At 69.6% G+C, this 15,963-nt stretch carries 18 protein-coding genes; 11 read left to right on the top strand and 7 right to left on the bottom strand.

Annotated features, from left to right (window positions below; all coding sequences use genetic code 11):
* Window positions 1-92 precede the first annotated feature (92 nt).
* Both grxC and AX018_RS17375 read right to left on the bottom strand, forming a co-directional pair.
* Window positions 93-350: a glutaredoxin 3 gene (gene grxC, locus AX018_RS17370; protein WP_111879774.1), complete on the bottom strand. Its 258-nt coding sequence runs from the start codon at window positions 348-350 to the stop codon at window positions 93-95.
* A 55-nt stretch (window positions 351-405) separates the two neighbouring features.
* A complete protein-coding gene (locus AX018_RS17375; protein WP_111879777.1) occupies window positions 406-813 on the bottom strand; it encodes a rhodanese-like domain-containing protein in 408 nt (135 codons plus the stop codon).
* A gap of 74 nt (window positions 814-887) precedes the next feature.
* Between AX018_RS17375 and gpmA the strand changes: the two genes are divergently transcribed.
* The 4 genes from gpmA (at window position 888) to AX018_RS17395 (ending at window position 4,679) form a co-directional block, all read left to right on the top strand.
* Window positions 888-1,631 (top strand): 2,3-diphosphoglycerate-dependent phosphoglycerate mutase, encoded by a 744-nt coding sequence (gene gpmA, locus AX018_RS17380; protein WP_111879780.1) that lies wholly within the window; start codon window positions 888-890, stop codon window positions 1,629-1,631.
* Between the two features lie 145 nt (window positions 1,632-1,776).
* Window positions 1,777-3,213, top strand: coding sequence for a S41 family peptidase (locus AX018_RS17385; protein WP_111879782.1), 1,437 nt, complete (start codon window positions 1,777-1,779; stop codon window positions 3,211-3,213).
* Window positions 3,214-3,405: 192 nt separating this feature from the next.
* Window positions 3,406-4,170, top strand: coding sequence for a HesA/MoeB/ThiF family protein (locus AX018_RS17390; RefSeq protein WP_111879785.1), 765 nt, complete (start codon window positions 3,406-3,408; stop codon window positions 4,168-4,170).
* A gap of 113 nt (window positions 4,171-4,283) precedes the next feature.
* Window positions 4,284-4,679, top strand: a complete 396-nt coding sequence (locus tag AX018_RS17395; protein WP_111879787.1) for a response regulator — start codon at window positions 4,284-4,286, stop codon at window positions 4,677-4,679.
* A 121-nt stretch (window positions 4,680-4,800) separates the two neighbouring features.
* Here the strand turns inward: AX018_RS17395 and AX018_RS17400 are convergent, their stop codons facing one another.
* The gene (locus tag AX018_RS17400) at window positions 4,801-5,433 is read right to left on the bottom strand and encodes a response regulator (protein WP_111879790.1); all 633 of its coding nucleotides are present in this window, start codon (window positions 5,431-5,433) and stop codon (window positions 4,801-4,803) included.
* 143 nt (window positions 5,434-5,576) lie between these two features.
* On the opposite strand from AX018_RS17400, the gene AX018_RS17405 reads away from it, so the two are divergent.
* From AX018_RS17405 to AX018_RS17430, 6 genes are all read left to right on the top strand, one after another.
* Window positions 5,577-6,917: a sensor histidine kinase gene (locus AX018_RS17405; RefSeq protein ID WP_111879793.1), complete on the top strand. Its 1,341-nt coding sequence runs from the start codon at window positions 5,577-5,579 to the stop codon at window positions 6,915-6,917.
* Between the two features lie 289 nt (window positions 6,918-7,206).
* Window positions 7,207-7,371 carry a DUF1328 domain-containing protein gene (locus AX018_RS17410; protein ID WP_111879796.1) on the top strand — a complete coding sequence of 55 codons (165 nt, stop codon included), beginning with the start codon at window positions 7,207-7,209 and terminating at the stop codon, window positions 7,369-7,371.
* A gap of 48 nt (window positions 7,372-7,419) precedes the next feature.
* Window positions 7,420-7,815 (top strand): hypothetical protein, encoded by a 396-nt coding sequence (locus AX018_RS17415; RefSeq protein ID WP_111879798.1) that lies wholly within the window; start codon window positions 7,420-7,422, stop codon window positions 7,813-7,815.
* A 92-nt stretch (window positions 7,816-7,907) separates the two neighbouring features.
* On the top strand, window positions 7,908-8,468 hold the full coding sequence (locus tag AX018_RS17420) for a ferritin-like domain-containing protein (protein WP_111879801.1): 561 nt from the start codon (window positions 7,908-7,910) through the stop codon (window positions 8,466-8,468).
* Between the two features lie 116 nt (window positions 8,469-8,584).
* Window positions 8,585-8,899, top strand: a complete 315-nt coding sequence (locus AX018_RS17425) for a BON domain-containing protein (RefSeq protein WP_111879804.1) — start codon at window positions 8,585-8,587, stop codon at window positions 8,897-8,899.
* A gap of 166 nt (window positions 8,900-9,065) precedes the next feature.
* Window positions 9,066-10,142: a zinc-binding metallopeptidase family protein gene (locus AX018_RS17430; RefSeq protein ID WP_111879806.1), complete on the top strand. Its 1,077-nt coding sequence runs from the start codon at window positions 9,066-9,068 to the stop codon at window positions 10,140-10,142.
* A gap of 167 nt (window positions 10,143-10,309) precedes the next feature.
* On the opposite strand, the gene coaD is transcribed toward AX018_RS17430, so the two are convergent.
* From coaD to AX018_RS17450, 4 genes are all read right to left on the bottom strand, one after another.
* Window positions 10,310-10,813 carry a pantetheine-phosphate adenylyltransferase gene (coaD, locus tag AX018_RS17435; RefSeq protein WP_111879808.1) on the bottom strand — a complete coding sequence of 168 codons (504 nt, stop codon included), beginning with the start codon at window positions 10,811-10,813 and terminating at the stop codon, window positions 10,310-10,312.
* A gap of 180 nt (window positions 10,814-10,993) precedes the next feature.
* Entirely contained in the window at window positions 10,994-11,611 is a 618-nt protein-coding gene (rsmD, locus tag AX018_RS17440) for a 16S rRNA (guanine(966)-N(2))-methyltransferase RsmD (protein ID WP_111879811.1), read from the bottom strand.
* Window positions 11,608-12,969: a M16 family metallopeptidase gene (locus AX018_RS17445; protein WP_211322467.1), complete on the bottom strand. Its 1,362-nt coding sequence runs from the start codon at window positions 12,967-12,969 to the stop codon at window positions 11,608-11,610. The genes rsmD and AX018_RS17445 overlap by 4 nt, the downstream gene beginning before the upstream one ends.
* 31 nt (window positions 12,970-13,000) lie before the next feature.
* Window positions 13,001-14,449, bottom strand: a complete 1,449-nt coding sequence (locus AX018_RS17450; RefSeq protein ID WP_111879814.1) for a M16 family metallopeptidase — start codon at window positions 14,447-14,449, stop codon at window positions 13,001-13,003.
* 29 nt (window positions 14,450-14,478) lie between these two features.
* On the opposite strand from AX018_RS17450, the gene ftsY reads away from it, so the two are divergent.
* Complete coding sequence (gene ftsY, locus AX018_RS17455; RefSeq protein WP_245951638.1) at window positions 14,479-15,900, top strand: signal recognition particle-docking protein FtsY; 1,422 nt, start codon at window positions 14,479-14,481, stop codon at window positions 15,898-15,900.
* Window positions 15,901-15,963: the final 63 nt, after the last annotated feature.

Genomic DNA, 15,963 nt, shown 5'->3' on the forward strand with positions numbered 1-15,963 from the left:
GCTCGATCTCGGCAAACTTCTCTCTACTGATGTCGCTTGGGTATGGCTTTCTTTTCACCCCAGGATTGTCGGGGGAGATCGTAAACACGCTCTCAGGCGCCGAGCAGCGGCATGAGGCCGCCGCGGCCGTCGAGCGCCACGAGGTCGTCGTGGCCGCCCACGTGCGTCTCGCCGATGAAGATCTGCGGCACCGTGCGGCGGCCGGTGATCTCCATCATGCGGGCGCGGGCATCCGGGTCGAGGTCGACGCGGATCTCCTCGATCCGCTCCACGCCCCTGGCTTTGAGGATCTGCTTGGCGCGGATGCAGTACGGGCAGACGGCGGTGGTGTACATCGTGACGGATGGCATGGCAGGGGTCTTCCTGGGGCGGCGACGGAGGGGATGGATGGCACGTGGTGCCGCGTCAGGCCTTTTCAACCGGCATGCTGGCCTCTTTCCAGGCCTTGAGCCCGCCCGCGAGCGCCTGGGCGTTCTCGTAGCCGAGCTTCTTGGCCATGGCCACCGCGCGCTGCGCACGCGCGCCCTTGGCGCACACGAGCACCAGGGGCACGGACTTGTTCTTGACCACCTGCGGCAGCCGCTCCTCGAACTGGCCGAGCGGCACGCTCTTGGCGCCGCCCACGTGGCCGGCGGCGAATTCGTCCGGCTCCGAGACATCGACCACCACGGCCTTTTCGCGGTTGATGAGCTGCACGGCACGCGCGGCGGTCAGGGAGCCGCCGGTGGCCTCCCGGAAGACCGGCAGGAGCAGCATCGTGCCCGAGACCAGTGCAATGAGGACGAGATACCAGTTGTCGATGAAGAAATTCACGGGAGTCCTTGGGGAAAGCAAACCCCGCAATTTTAGAATGCGGCGTTTTGATCCCGAACGCATCGACAGCACCCATGCACAAACTCGTCCTGATCCGCCACGGCGAATCCACCTGGAACCTCGAAAACCGCTTCACCGGCTGGACCGACGTGGACCTGACCCCGACCGGCATCGAGCAGGCCAAGGCGGCGGGCCGGCTCCTCAAGGCCGAAGGCCATGAATTCGACCTGGCCTACACCAGCGTGCTCAAGCGCGCCACCCGCACCCTGTGGCACACGCTCGACGAGATGGACCGCACCTGGCTGCCGGTGGAACACAGCTGGCGCCTCAACGAGCGCCACTACGGCGCCCTGCAGGGGCTCAACAAGGCCGACATGGCCAAGCAATACGGCGATGCGCAGGTGCTGGTCTGGCGCCGCAGCTACGACACGCCGCCGCCGGCCCTGGAGGCCACCGACCCGCGCAGCGAGCGCGGCGACATCCGCTACGCCGGCCTCGCGCCCGAGCAGATCCCGCTCACCGAATGCCTGCAGGACACCGTCGCGCGCGTGCTGCCCTACTGGAACGAGAGCATCGCGCCGGCCATCCGCTCGGGCAAGCGCGTGCTCATCGCCGCGCACGGCAACTCCATCCGCGCCCTGATCAAGTACCTCGACGGCATCTCCGATGCCGACATCGTCGGCCTGAACATTCCCAACGGCATTCCGCTCGTGTACGAGCTGGACGACGACCTGAAGCCGCTGCGCCACTACTACCTGGGCGACGCCGAGGCGGCCGCGAAGGCCGCGGCGGCCGTGGCATCGCAAGGCAAGGCGTAAATCCCCAACCAGTCCGCGCGCAGGTGCGGAAAGTCGGAACAGACCGGCAAAAGTCCCGCTAAAGCCGGGGACGACATGGAACTGTGCCGTCCCCCCGCTTTCCAAGGGGTGTATATTGGACTTTGATCCGGCAAAGGTGTTTTGAATGGGCCACAAACTCAAAATCGCAGGATGGGTGTCGGTCGGCGTCGTTGCCGGGGCACTGACCACGGTGTCGCTGCAGACCGTCGCGCGCGGCGCCATGGCGCCGCTTCCCCTCGAGGAAATCCAGCAGCTCTCCGCCGTCTTCGGCCTCGTCAAGACCGACTACGTCGAGCCGGTGGACGACAAGAAGCTCATCACCGACGCCATCTCCGGCATGGTGGCGAGCCTGGACCCCCATTCGCAGTATTTCGACAAGAAGTCCTTCAAGGAATTCCGCGAAGGCACCACGGGCCGATTCGTCGGCGTGGGCATCGAGATCACCCAGGAAGACGGCCTGATCAAGGTCGTCTCGCCCATCGAGGGTTCCCCGGCCTTCCGCGCGGGCCTCAAGACCAACGACCTCATCACCAAGATCGACGACACGGCCGTCAAGGGCCTGGCGCTCAACGAGGCCGTCAAGAAGATGCGCGGCGAGCCCGACACGCAGGTCACGCTGACCATCTTCCGCAAGGACGAGAGCCGCACCTTCCCGGTCACGATCACGCGCGAGGAGATCAAGACCCAGTCCGTCAAGGGCAAGGTGATCGAGCCCGGCTATGCCTGGGTCCGCCTCTCGCAGTTCCAGGAACGCACGGTGGACGATTTCGTGCGCAAGATCGAGGAGGTCTATCGGCAGGACCCCAACCTCAAGGGCCTCGTGCTGGACCTGCGCAACGACCCGGGCGGCCTGCTCGACGCGGCCGTGGCCGTCTCCGCCGCCTTCCTTCCCGAGAACGTGACCGTCGTGTCCACCAACGGCCAGCTCGCGGAGAGCAAGGCGATCTATAAGGCCTCGCCCCAAGACTACCAGCGCCGTGGCAGCGGCGATCCGCTCAAGCGCCTGCCCGCGGCACTCAAGACCGTGCCACTGGTGGTGCTGGTGAACGAAGGCTCCGCATCCGCCAGCGAGATCGTCGCCGGCGCGCTGCAGGACCACAAGCGCGCCACGATCATGGGCAGCCAGACCTTCGGCAAGGGCTCGGTGCAGACCGTGCGCCCGCTCGGCCCCGACACCGGCATCAAGCTCACCACCGCGCGCTACTACACGCCCAGCGGCAAGTCGATCCAGGCCAAGGGCATCGTGCCCGACGTCATGGTGGACGAGAGCCCCGAAGGTGATCTCTACGCCGCCCTGCGCATGCGCGAGGCGGATCTCGAGAAGCACCTGACCAGCGGCCAGGGCGAGGAGAAGAAGGACGAGGCCCGCGAGAAAGCCCGCGAGGAAGCCCGCAAGCGCCTCGAAGAGGAAGCCAAGAAACCGGGCTCGGAACGCAAGATGCCCGAGTTCGGCTCCGACAAGGACTTCCAGCTGGGCCAGGCCCTCAACCAACTCAAGGGACTGACCGTGGTGGCCAGCAAGACGCAGACCGAGCGCAAGGAAGAGAAAAAAGACAACTGATCCGCGGCACACCCTTCGCTCCCCCGCGCACGGGCCGGGCTTCCACCAAGGGGCCCGGCTTTTTTCATTGCCGGGCCGCGCCAGGATGAAAAAAGCGCCTCCCCGGGGGCGGCAACCCCGTGCGGCGAGGGAGCACGGGGCCCTTTTCCATGGCCCAGCCCCCTCCCACGCCGCGCCCGCCCCGCCCTCCCCATGACCGACGACCAGCTCCTGCGCTACTCCCGCCACATCCTGCTCGATGAGATCGGCATCGAGGGGCAGGAGCGCCTGCTGGCCGCCCGCGCCATCGTCATCGGGGCTGGCGGCCTGGGCGGCCCCGCGGCCCTGTTCCTGGCCTCGGCGGGCGTGGGCCATCTGACGCTCGTGGACGCGGACACCGTGGACCTCACCAATCTGCAGCGCCAGATCGCCCATGCCACGGAGCGCATCGGTCAGCCCAAGGTGGCCTCGGCGGCGCAGGCCACCCGGGCGCTGAACCCCGGCGTGCACGTGGATGCGCTCCAGGAGCGCGCCGACGCCGCATGGCTCGACCGGCACGTGCCCCAGGCGAGCGTGGTGCTGGACTGCAGCGACAACTATGCCACCCGGCATGCGGTGAATGCCGCCTGCGTGCGCCACGGCGTACCCCTGGTCGCCGGCGCCGCCATCCGCTTCGATGGCCAGATCACCGTGGTGGACCCCCGCGTGCCGGAGGCGCCCTGCTATGCGTGCTTCTTTCCGCCGGATGCCGCATTCGAGGAAATCCAGTGCTCGGCCATGGGCGTCTTCGCCCCCATGGTGGGCATCATCGGCGCCATGCAGGCCGCCGAAGCCATCAAGCTCCTGGCCGGCATCGGCACGTCGCTGGCGGGCCGCCTGCTCATGCTCGATGGACTTTCCATGGAGTGGACCGGCATGCGCGCACACCGGGATCCTTCATGCCCCGTGTGCGGCATGCACGCAGAGACGACACGGTAGGAAAAATCCTACCGGGATAACACCCCGCTGCTGGCAGAATCCCGCCACGGTCCCGATACAGTGAGGCCGTGATCATTCCCACAACCAAGCCCTGATCCGGCCTGGACTTCACAGTGAAACTGCGCACCTATATCGTTGAAGACAACGCCACGATCCGGGAGAACTTGATCGGCACACTGGAGGAGCTGGCGGAAGTGGAGGCTGTGGGCGTCGCCGAAACGGAAGACGACGGCAAGGAATGGCTCGCCAGCCATCCGGACCAGTGGGATCTGGCCATCGTGGACCTCTTCCTGCGCCAGGGCAGCGGCCTGGGCGTGCTGGCAGCATGCCGCAATCGCGCGGCACAGCAGAAGATGGTCGTGCTCAGCAACTATGCGACACCCGATGTGCGCATGCGGTGCGCGCAACTGGGCGTCGATGCCGTGTTCGACAAGTCCAACGAGATCGACGCGCTCGTGGAATATTGCGTGGAGCACGGCGCGCTGCGGCAATCGGCCAGCAACGCCTGAGCCACCGCAGGCCACAAAACAAGAGGCCCGGGATGCACATGCTCCCGGGCCTCTTGTTTTGTGCGCATCACCAGTACGGCGCCTGCCCGGCGCGGGCAGCACGCACGCCGGGGCCGATGGATCAGTCGATCAGCTTGTTCTTCAGCGCGTAGTACGTGAGGTCGCTGTTGGAGGAGAGCGCCATCTTCTCCATGAGCCGCGTGCGGTAGGTGCTCACGGTCTTCACGCTGAGCGAGAGGGACTTGGCGATGTCGCCGGCGGTCTCGCCCTTGGCGAGCTTCAGGAACACCTGGAACTCCCGCTCGGAGAGCTGCTCGTGCGGCGGCGCGTCGTCCTTGCGATTGAGCTGCTGGGCCAGCAGGTCGGCCACGGCCGGCGTGAGGTAGCGGCGGCCCAGCGAGATCGTGCGGATGGCCTCCACGATTTCCTTGGGATCGCATTCCTTGTTGAGGTAGCCGCTCGCGCCCTGCCGGATGAGGTTGATGGCGTAGTGCTCCTCGGGGTAGCCGCTCAGGATGAGGATGCCCATGTCGGGCGCCTTCGCACGCAGCATGGCCAGGGCATCGAGGCCGCTCTGCCCGGGCATGGACAGGTCCATGAGCAGCACGTCGATCTCGTGGGTGCGCACGAGGTCGATGGCTTCGCGCCCGTTGGACGCCTCGCCCTCGACGCGCAGGTCTACATGTTCTGACAAAAATTGCCGCAATCCCGAGCGGACGATCGCATGGTCATCCACAATGCCGATCTTGATCATTGAGTGTTCTTTCAAGAGGCAGCGGGGCTGCCCATCGTTGTTCCGGTGGTCAGTCCACCATTGCGGGAGCGCGCCCGCCGCAGTTGCCGCAGGCCGGTGACATTATCCAGAATTCACCCGCTCGTCCTCGGAGATCGATATATATGCGCTGGTCCAATTTTCGCAAGATGGCCGTCAGTCTGCCCCTGGCACTGCTGGCGGCCTCTGCGCTGGTTGGCATCAACGAAGCCGGCTATGCACGCTCCAACGAAGCCGTGCACGCGCTCTCGCACACCTACGTCACGCGCGCGGCGCTCAACCGCATGATGCAGAACATGCTCGACGCGGAAACGGGGCTGCGCGGCTACCTGCTCACCGGCGACGAGCGCTATCTGCAGCCCTACCAGAAGGCCGCCTCCACCATCGATGCCAATCTCGAGGAATTGCGCGGCATCTTCGCCGCCTCTCCGGAGGACCAGGAAGACTTCACCCAGCTCTCCCGCCAGATCTCGCGCAAGATGTCGGAGTTGGACCTCAGCCTGCGGCTGCGCCGGCAGAACAACGACGATGCCTGGAAGTTCGTGCTCTCCACCGATGTCGGCAAGGAGAACATGGATGCCATCCGCACCCTGGCGGCCCGGCTCATCCAGCGCAGCGCCGACCAGTCGAGCCGCAATACGCAGGAGATCCTGCACTCCCTCACGCTCTCACGCATCGGCATCGCCACGGTGGTGGTGATCGGCCTGCTGGCGTTCTACATGTACCTGCGCCAGGCCAGCGCATTGCAGACGGCGAACCAGCGCGAGCAGGAATCCCTGGAGCGCGAGCGCGACCGGCTGGAGACGCTGGTGCGCGAGCGCACGGCCTCGCTGACCGAGCTGGCCAACCACCTGCAGCAGGTGCGCGAGGACGAGCGCGGGCACCTGGCCCGCGAGCTGCACGACGAACTCGGCGCCCTGCTCACGGCCGCCAAGCTGGACGTGGCGCGGCTCAAGTCGAAGGTGGACGCGCAGGCGCCCGAGATCGCGGAGCGGCTCAAGCACCTCACCGAGACGCTCAACAGCGGCATCGCCCTCAAGCGCCGCATCATCGAAGACCTGCGCCCGTCCTCGCTCTTCAACCTCGGGCTCACGGCCTCGCTGGAGATCCTCGCGCGAGAGTTCGCGCAGCGCGGCAACGTCGAGGTGGACCTCAACCTCGAACCCGTGGAGCTGCCGGAGTCCGTGCAGCTCACCGTCTACCGGATGGTGCAGGAGTCGCTCACCAACATCGGCAAGTACGCCAACGCGAGCAAGGTGCTGGTGGCGGTGCACAACTACCCCACCCACGTCGCGGTGCAGATCCGCGACAACGGCGCCGGCTTCGACACCAGCAAGGTGCACACCTCGGCCCACGGCCTGATGGGCATGCGCCACCGCGTGGAGGCGGCGGGCGGCCGCCTCACCGTGACCTCCGAGGCCGGCGAGGGCACGCTCGTCTCGGCGATCCTGCCCGTGCTGTCCTGACGCACCCGGGCCAAGGCGCCACGGTAGCCTGACAACCGACAGCCCAAGGCAGGCAGGCAGGCGCAGGCGGTGCCCGCCCATCGGCCTTCGCGGCGCGCCCGCGCGAGCCACGCACCACCCCTCTCCATCCCCGCCCTCCGGCACGCGGCGTCGGTCGGCTGCGTCCTACAGCGCCGCGCGCCGGGCACCGGCAGTTCGTGGATGCGGCCAAACCTACAGTGGACTCAGGCGCCGATGCGAAAGCGCCATCGACCAACCCACCGGCTCGCCGGTCCAAGAGGAGAACGATATGTTGCACTACGCAGTGGTTTTTCTGGTGATCGCTCTGATCGCCGCGCTCTTCGGTTTCGGGGGCATCGCAGCGGGCGCCGTGGGCATCGCCAAGATCCTGTTCTTCGTGTTCGTGATCATGGCCGTCGTCACTTTCGTGGTGAGCCTGCTCAAGCGCGGCTGACCGCCACCGCCCCCGCACTCCCACCTGAACCCCAAAGGAATACAGACCATGGACCCTCAGAACCTCGCCAAGAAAGCCGCCGATACCGCCCACGGGCTGGCCGATGACATGCGCGACACCGCGCAGGACTCGATCCAGTCCACGCGCCGGGCCGCCAACAACACGCTGGACAAGGCCGAGCGCAAGGTGCGTGAACTGCACGGCGACGTGGACCCGCTGATCGACGACCTCGCGGCCCGCGCCCAGGACCTCGCATCGCGGAGCATCTCGTACTGCGCGGACACGAGCGAACGCGCCCGCCGCCAGTTCAACCACGCGGCCGACGCCACCGCCCGGTACGTCTCCGAGCAGCCGGGCAAGTCGCTGCTGATGGCCGCCGCCGCGGGCGCCTTCGTAGCCACCCTGTGCATGCTGGCCCGCCGCCCGCGCCGCAGCGAATACTGACCACGGCGCAGCGCGCGACGACCTTCCCCGGACGATCGCGCCGCGCCCGGCCCACCGCCGACATCCCACGAAACCCTTTCTACTGGCGCCCCATGACCACCCCGATCTCCCTGGCTCCGGCCAATGCGAACGAAACGTTCAGCCTGGACGAGAACGCGCTGCGGTATGCGGCAACGCAGGATCTCGACGAAGGGGCCGTGACCCCCGCCTACGGCCCGCACCGCGACGCGATCGTGAAGCTGCTCAACGATGCGCTGGCCACCGAGCTGGTGTGCGTGCTGCGCTACAAGCGCCACTACTTCACGGCGGACGGTCTGGAATCCCCCGCGATCGCGGCGGAGTTCCTGGTGCACGCCAACGAGGAGGCGGCGCATGCGGACCTGATCGCCCAGCGCATCGTGCAGCTGGGCGGTGAGCCGGATTTCAGCCCCCGCACGCTGGAGGATCGCAGCCATGCCGACTACGACGAATCCTCCGACCTCACCGCCATGGTGCGCGCCAACCTCGTGGCCGAGCGCATCGCGGTGGAAGCCTATCGCCAGATGATCACGCTGATCGGCGACAAGGACCCCACGACGCGCAGGATGCTCGAAGGCATCCTCGCCGACGAGGAAGAGCATGCCGACGAACTCAAGGACTGGCTGCACCGCTGAACGCACGCAGCCAGCCCTGGTAACAGTCCGCCGGCCGCGGAGGGTGCAACAGGCCGGAGGGCTGAAGGATGTCCCCAGCACCCGTGTTCTCTCTCAACCAAACCAAGGAAATAACCATGAAATACGCTCGTGCCCTCGCCTTCGCAGCCCTCGCTGGCGCCACCATCGTCACCACCGGATGCTCGGTGGCGCGAGACCAGCAGACCGTGGGCTCGTATGTGGATGACGCCGGCATCACCACGGCCGTCAAGGCCAAGATGGCCGAAGACAAGAGCGTGTCCGCCACGTCGATCAGCGTCGAGACGCTCAATGGCACGGTGCAACTCTCGGGCTTCGCCAAGTCGCAGACCGAAAAGGACCGCGCCGAATACATCGCGCGCAACACCAAGCACGTGCGCGAGGTGCGCAACAGCATCGTCGTGCGGCCCTGATCCGTACCGCTTCGGCCGGGGCGGTGGTGGCGCGGGCCACCCCCGCCTCCCCCGCGAGACAGGCTCCTTCCGGGGCCTGTTTTTTTTTGCCGAGGGCCGTTGCGCGGCGGCCTGCGCGGAGAGACTTTCTGCGTGAGGCCGTGCCGAAGGGAATAAGCTCGCCGCCATGCAGGTTTTCAATTGCGACCAGTGCGGTCATCTCGTTTTCTTCGACAGCGTGCAGTGCCTCCACTGCGGCGCCAAGCTCGCCTTCCTGCCGGACCAGCTCACCATGGCGGCGCTGGTGCCCGCCGTGCCGGGGCTGCACGCCGACGGCGACCTGTGGCAGCGCGTTCCCTCCCGGCAGTCGGGCAGCGCGCCGCCGCTCTACCGCCTGTGCCACAACCGTGCGGCCCATGGCGCCTGCAACTTCGCGGTGGCGGCGGACGATCCGCAGCGGCTGTGCCGCTCCTGCCGGCAGACGCGCATCCTGCCCGATTTGTCCGAGCCCGCGAACCTGCGGCGCTGGAAGCAGATCGAGCACGCCAAGCGGCAGCTCTACTACACGCTCGCGCGCCTGGGGCTGCAGCCCGCGCCGGACGGCGCGAGCCCGGTGTTCGAGTTCCTGGCCGACCAGCCCGGCCAGCCGGTGATGACGGGCCACGCGGGCGGCACCATCACCCTGAACGTGGCCGAGGCCGACGACGACGAGCGCGCGCGGCGGCGCCTGGCCCTGCACGAGCCGTACCGCACCCTGCTGGGCCACCTGCGGCACGAGTCGGGCCACTTCTACTGGGACCACCTGCTGCGGGACACGGGCCACCTGGAAACCTTCCGCGCGGTGTTCGGCGACGAGCGCCGGGACTATGCCGCCGCCCTGCAGGCCTACTACGCGAGCAGCCCGCACCTGGGCACCTGGCGCGAGCACCACGTGAGCGCCTACGCCACCGCCCACCCCTGGGAGGACTGGGCCGAGACCTGGGCCCACTATCTGCACATGGTGGACCTGCTGGAGACGGCCTCCAGCTACCACACGGGGCTGGAGATTCCCCACGGGGACGCCCGCACGGGCTACCGGGTCAGCAACCCCTTCGCCCGGCCCCGCCCCGGCTTCGACGCGATGGTGCAGGAGTGGGTGCCGCTCACCCTGCTGCTCAACAGCCTCAACCGCAGCCTGGGGCAGCAGGACGCCTACCCCTTCGCGCTCTCCGGCGGGGCGCTGGCCAAGCTGCGCTTCGTGCACGAGCTGGTACACGCCGCCTGAGACGCGAACCGGGTGCGGCCCCGACCTCCCTCGCCACTGCAGGCATGGCCCGGATTGCTATTCAATCAATAGCAATCTTTCAAGCAAACACGGCGACATGGAGACCCAAAGATGCCTGAAAAGCATCCCAGGGCCGCACAGAGGCCGTCCACCGGCCCGGGGCGCCCCTAGGCGGCCGGCGCCAGGCCGCGCACCTTCGCCACGAGCCGCTCGCACACGCCGGCGGACACGAACTTGTCCACCTCGCCGCCCAGCACGGCGATCTCGCGCACGAAGGTGCTGCTGATGAACTGGAACTTGTCGCTGGGCGTGAGAAAGACGGTCTCGACCTCGGGCATGAGGCTGCGGTTCATGCCGGCGAGCTGGAACTCGTAGTCGAAGTCGGTCACCGCACGCAGGCCGCGCACCATGGCCTTGCCGCCGCGCGCGATCACGAAATCGCGCAGCAGGCCCGAGAAGCTCTCCACCTGCACCTGCGGGAAGGGGCGCACCGTCTCGCGGACCATCTCGATGCGCTCCTCCAGGCTGAACAGCGTCTTCTTGTGGTGCCCCGCCGCGACGGCCACGATCACGCGCTCGAACAGCTGCGTGGCGCGGCGCACCACGTCCTCGTGGCCCAGCGTGATCGGATCGAAAGTGCCGGGATAGATGGCGAGGACATTCTGGGACATGGCGGACGGGTCTCCTGTGCGGGGGCGGGTTGCGCGGCGGGGGCTCCGGTGGCTCCCCAGCGGATTATTGCAGCGGGCCCCGCCCGGGGCGTCGCGCGGCCTCCGCCCAGTCGATTCGGAGCCCGCGGGCCTCCATGTCGCCGCGTTGATTGGATAGTTTGCTATTGATTAGATAGCAATCTAGACCTTGCGCAGCAGATGGGCATGCACGGCGCCGGCGCGCAGGTGCCGGTGCACGGCAAGGCCGAAGGGGGCAAGCGCGGCATCGTCCCAGGCCTGCGGCGCTTCGAGGTAGGCGAAGCCGTCGTGCGCCAGGGCCGGCGCGGTGGCGGCGAGGGCGGGCTCGAACAGGCCGCCGTCGAAGGGCGGGTCGAGCAGCACGAGGTGCGCGGAGCCCGCCGCGCGCTGGCGCAGCGCGGCCACGCCGTCGCCGCGCTGCACGCGCACGGCCGTGGCGCCGAGCTTCTCGCACGAGCGCTGGAGCTGCGCCACCAGGGCCGCGTCGCCCTCCACCAGCAGCACCTCGGCCGCGCCGCGCGACGCGGCCTCCAGGCCCAGCGCGCCGGTGCCCGCGAAGGCGTCGATGCAGCGCCAGCCCGTGAGGTCTTGCCCGAGCCAGTTGAAGAGCGTCTCGCGCACGCGGTCCGGCGTGGGCCGCAGCCCCGGGCGCTGCGGCACGGGCAGGCGGGTGCGTTTCCAGAGCCCGCCGATGATGCGGACCTCGCCGCCGCCCGCGTGGGCGGCGGGGCGCGCGGCGGCGGGCGCGGCCGGCTTGGGCTTGCGGGCGGCCGGGCTCATGGCGCGCTCCCGCCGACCACCACGGTCACCATGCGTTCGGGCTGCAGCTTGCGCGCCATGGCCGCACGGATGTCCGCCGCCGTGAGGGCCTGCACGCGGTCGGTCCAGTGCTCCAGGTAGTCCAGCGGCAGGTCGTTCCAGGCGATGTTGATCACATTGCCCAGCAGCTTGCGGTTGCTGTCGATGCGCAGCGCGAAGCCGCCGATCAGGTTGTCCTTGGCCGCGCGCAACTCGGCCTCGGTGGGGCCCTCGGCCACGAAGCGCGCGAGCACCTCGCGCGACACCTGCACGGCCTGCTCCGCCTGGTCGGGCCGGGTCTGCAGGCCGACCACGAACGGCCCGGCGTCCAGCCCCGGCGAGAACTGGCTGTAGACGCTGTAGCTCAGGCCGCGCTTCTCGCGCACCTCCTCGGTCAGCCGCGAGGTGAATCCGCCGCCGCCCAGGATGTGGTTGCCCACGAGCAGCGCGAGGAAATCCGGGTCCTTGCGGGGAAAGCTCGGCTGGCCGATGAGCACGTGCGCCTGGGCCGAGGCGAAGGGGATCTTTTCCTCCACCGCCCGGGCGAGCGGCTGCACCGGCGCCACGGCGGGCAGCGGCGCGCAGCCGGCGGCATCGGCCACGGGCAGGCGCGAGAGCAGCGTCTGCACCAGGCCCTGCGCCTGCGCGCGGCTGACGGCGCCCACGATGCTCACGCGGGCGCGGCAGGCCTGCAGGTAGCGCGCCTGGAAGGCCTGCAGGTCGGCCACCTCGATGCGCGCCAGGGTCTCCGGCGTAGCGCGCTGCCCGTAGGGGTGCGTGCCATAGACGGCCTGGGCGAAGGCCTTGCCGGCGATGGTGCCGGGGCGGGTCTCGGCCTCTTTCAGCGCCGAGCTCCAGCGCGCGCGCTCGCGCTGCCACACGTCCTGCGGGAAGGCCGGCTCGGCGATCTGCCGCGCGGCCAGGCGGGCGGCGCGGTCCAGCAGATCCGGCTCGGTGAGCGAGCGCAGCGAGAGGCTGAAGCCGTCGCGCTCGGCCGAGGCCCCCAGGCTCGCGCCCAGGTCCGCCCAGGCCTCGCCCAGGGCGTTCTCGTCCATCGCGGGCTCGGCGCCCGCGGCGCGCACGCCCTTGGAGGCCATGGCCGCCACCGCGCCCGCCAGGCCCGCCTGCGGCGCGGGGTCGCGCCGCGTGCCGGCATCGAAATCGACCTGCACGTCCACCATCGGGATGCCCGGGCTCTCGACGAGCCAGACGCGCGCGCCGCTGGGCTCGGTCCAGTGCTGGATGGGCAGCAGCGCCCAGGCGGAATGGGCCGCCAGCAAGCTCCCCGTCAGCACGAATGCGGCACGGGTAGCTATTTTCTTGATAGCAATCGACATCATGTTGGGATCTTTTCCGGGGCGCCGGAGCGCATCAATGCAGGCGGCCGTCCGCGCTGGCGGGCGCGGCCGGGCGGCGGGTGCCAGGGGCCACGGGCTGGGGCACCAGCGTGGCCACGGTGAGCTGGTCGTCGCCGAAATAGCGGGCGGCCACGGACTGCACCTGCGCTGGCGTCACGCCGCGCAGCAGCGCGAGCAGGCGCGCATCGGCATCGGGCGGCAGGCCCTGCACCCAGTTGCTGCCCAGGTCGCTGGCCTGCGATTGCAGCGAATCGCGCGCGTAGATGGTGGAGGCCGCCCACTGCGTCTTCACGCGCGCGAGTTCGGCATCGCCCACGCCCTCGCGAGCCACGCGGGCCACCTCGGCGCGCAGCGCCGCCTCGACCTGCGGCACGGTCTTGCCGTTCGCCGGAATGCCGGTGAGCAGGAACAGGCTCGGGCCCCGGCCGATCACCGAGGCGCTGCTGTCCGCGCCGTCGGCCACGCGGTCCGCGCCCTGGCTCAGGGCGCGCTCCAGGCGGGCGCCGTCGTAGCCGCTCAGCACGCCCGAGAGCACCATGAGCGCCAGCGCATCCCGGTCGGCGTCGGTGAGGTTCTCCAGCCGCCCGACGCCCGGCACGCGGAAGGCCAGCGCCACGAAGGCCTGCTCGGCCGGCGCCTTGAAGTCGATGCGGCGCAGGCCGCGCTGCGCGGGCTCGGTGCGCGGCTTGCGCTCGGGCACGGCGCCCTTGGGAATGCGGCCATAGGTCTTCTCGGCCAGCGCGCGCACGGCCTCGGGGTCCACGTCGCCCGCCACCACGATGGCGGCATTCGCGGGCACGTACCACTGGCGGTGGAAGGCGCGCACGTCGGCGGGGGTCATGGAGTCGAGGTCGCTCATCCAGCCCACCACCGGGCGGCGGTAGGGCGAGGCGGTGAACGCGGCCGCGTTGAGCTGCTCCATCAGCGCGGCGCGCGGCTGGTCGTCGGTGCGCATGCGGCGCTCTTCCTTGATGACCTCGATTTCCTTCTTGAACTCCACGTCCGGCCAGTGGTTGTTCGCGAAGCGGTCGGACTCCAGGCGCATCACCTCCGCGAGGCGGCTGGCGGGGATCTGCTGGTAGTAGCCCGTGTAGTCGCGGTTGGTGAAGGCGTTCTCCTGGCCGCCCAGCGCGGCCACGCGGCGCGAGAACTGCCCGGGCGGCACGGTCTTCGTGCCCTTGAACATCATGTGCTCCAGCGCGTGGGCCACGCCGGTGGTGCCGTCCACCTCGTCCATGGAGCCCACGCGCACCCAGACCATGTGCACGGCCGTGGGCGCGCGCCGGTCGGGCTGCACGAAGAGCCGCATGCCGTTGCGCAGCGTGTATTCGCGCACGCCGGGTGGCTGCACGGCCTGGGCGGCCTGCGCGGACGGGGGGGCGGGAGGCGTCGCGGCAGCGGGGGATTGCGCCCCGGCGTGCGCGCAGGCCAGCAAGGCCAGGAGGGTGAGTGCGCGTTTCATAGAATGGCTGCGATTCTAAGAACCCGCCGATGTTCAGTTTTTTCAAGAAAAAGCCCGCCTCCACGCCGCCCGCCGAAGCCACCGCCGCGCCCCCTCCTTCTCCCGCGCCCGCGGACCCCGGGGCCCCGGGGCCGACTCCTGCGGCACCGGACCCTCTGGCGGCCCCCGTGGCCGGCGATGCGCCGGCGCCCTCGGGCAGCTTCGGATGGCTGCGCAATCCGTTCGCCAAGGCACCGCCGCCGGCCGCTGCGCCCACGGCGGCGCCCGTGCCTGCCACGCCGCCAGCGCCCGAAGCCGCCACGCCGGTGCCGGTGCCGATACCAGTGCCGCCCCCGGTGAGCACGCCCGCGCCCGCGCAGGTGCCTGTGCCGCCTCCCCTGCCCGCGCCCCCGGCGCCGGTGGCCCCTACCCCGGCGCCAGCGCCAGCGCCCACGCCGACGCCTGCCGTGGCCCCCGCCCCGGTGCCGGCACCCGCCGTGGCCGCCGCGCCGCCGCCCCTGCCACCGGCCGTGCCCGCGCCCGAGCCGGCCCCCGACCCCGCCGCCGCGCCTGAGCGCAAAGGCTGGCTGGACCGGCTCAAGAACGGGCTGCGCAAGACCGGCACCAGCATCGCCACCGTCTTCACCGGCACCCAGATCAGCGACGCGCTCTATGACGAGCTCGAAGAAGCCCTGCTCATGGCCGACACGGGTGTGAAGGCCACCGAGCACCTCCTGAACGACCTCAGGCGCCGCGTGAAGGAGGCCAAGGCCACCGAACCGGCCGCCGTGAAGGCCCTGCTCGCCGATGCGCTGGCCGACCTGCTGCGGCCGCTGGAGAAGCCCCTGGAAATCGGGCGCCACACGCCCACCGTGATCATGGTGGCCGGCGTCAACGGCGCGGGCAAGACCACCTCCATCGGCAAGCTCACCAAGCACCTCGCGAGCGAGGGCGCCGCCGTGCTGCTGGCCGCCGCCGACACCTTCCGCGCCGCCGCGCGCGAGCAGCTCGGCGTCTGGGCCGACCGCAACACGGTGGAGATCGTGAGCCAGGAAGGGGGCGACCCTGCCGCCGTGAGCTTCGATGCCGTCAGCGCCGGCAAGGCGCGCGGCAAGGACGTGGTGCTGGTGGACACGGCTGGCCGCCTGCCCACGCAGCTGCACCTGATGCAGGAGCTGCAGAAGATCAAGCGCGTGATCACCAAAGCCGACGGCACGGCGCCGCACGAGGTGCTGCTGGTGATCGACGGCAACACGGGCCAGAACGCGCTGGCCCAGGTGCGCGCTTTCGACGACGCGCTGCAGCTCACGGGCCTGATCGTGACCAAGCTCGACGGCACCGCCAAGGGCGGCGTGCTGGCCGCCATCGCGCAGGAGCGGCCCGTGCCGGTGTACTTCATCGGCGTGGGCGAAAAGCTGGAAGACCTCGAAACCTTCGACGCGCGCGAATTCGCGCAGGCCCTGCTGGCCTGACGCGCCCCACGGCGCCGGGGGCGGCCCGGCACCGTGCCGAGGTGCAGTGAACCACCCCGCGCC

It is taken from the genome of Paracidovorax anthurii (assembly GCF_003269065.1).
GTDB classification, from domain to species: Bacteria; Pseudomonadota; Gammaproteobacteria; order Burkholderiales; family Burkholderiaceae_C; genus Paracidovorax; species Paracidovorax anthurii.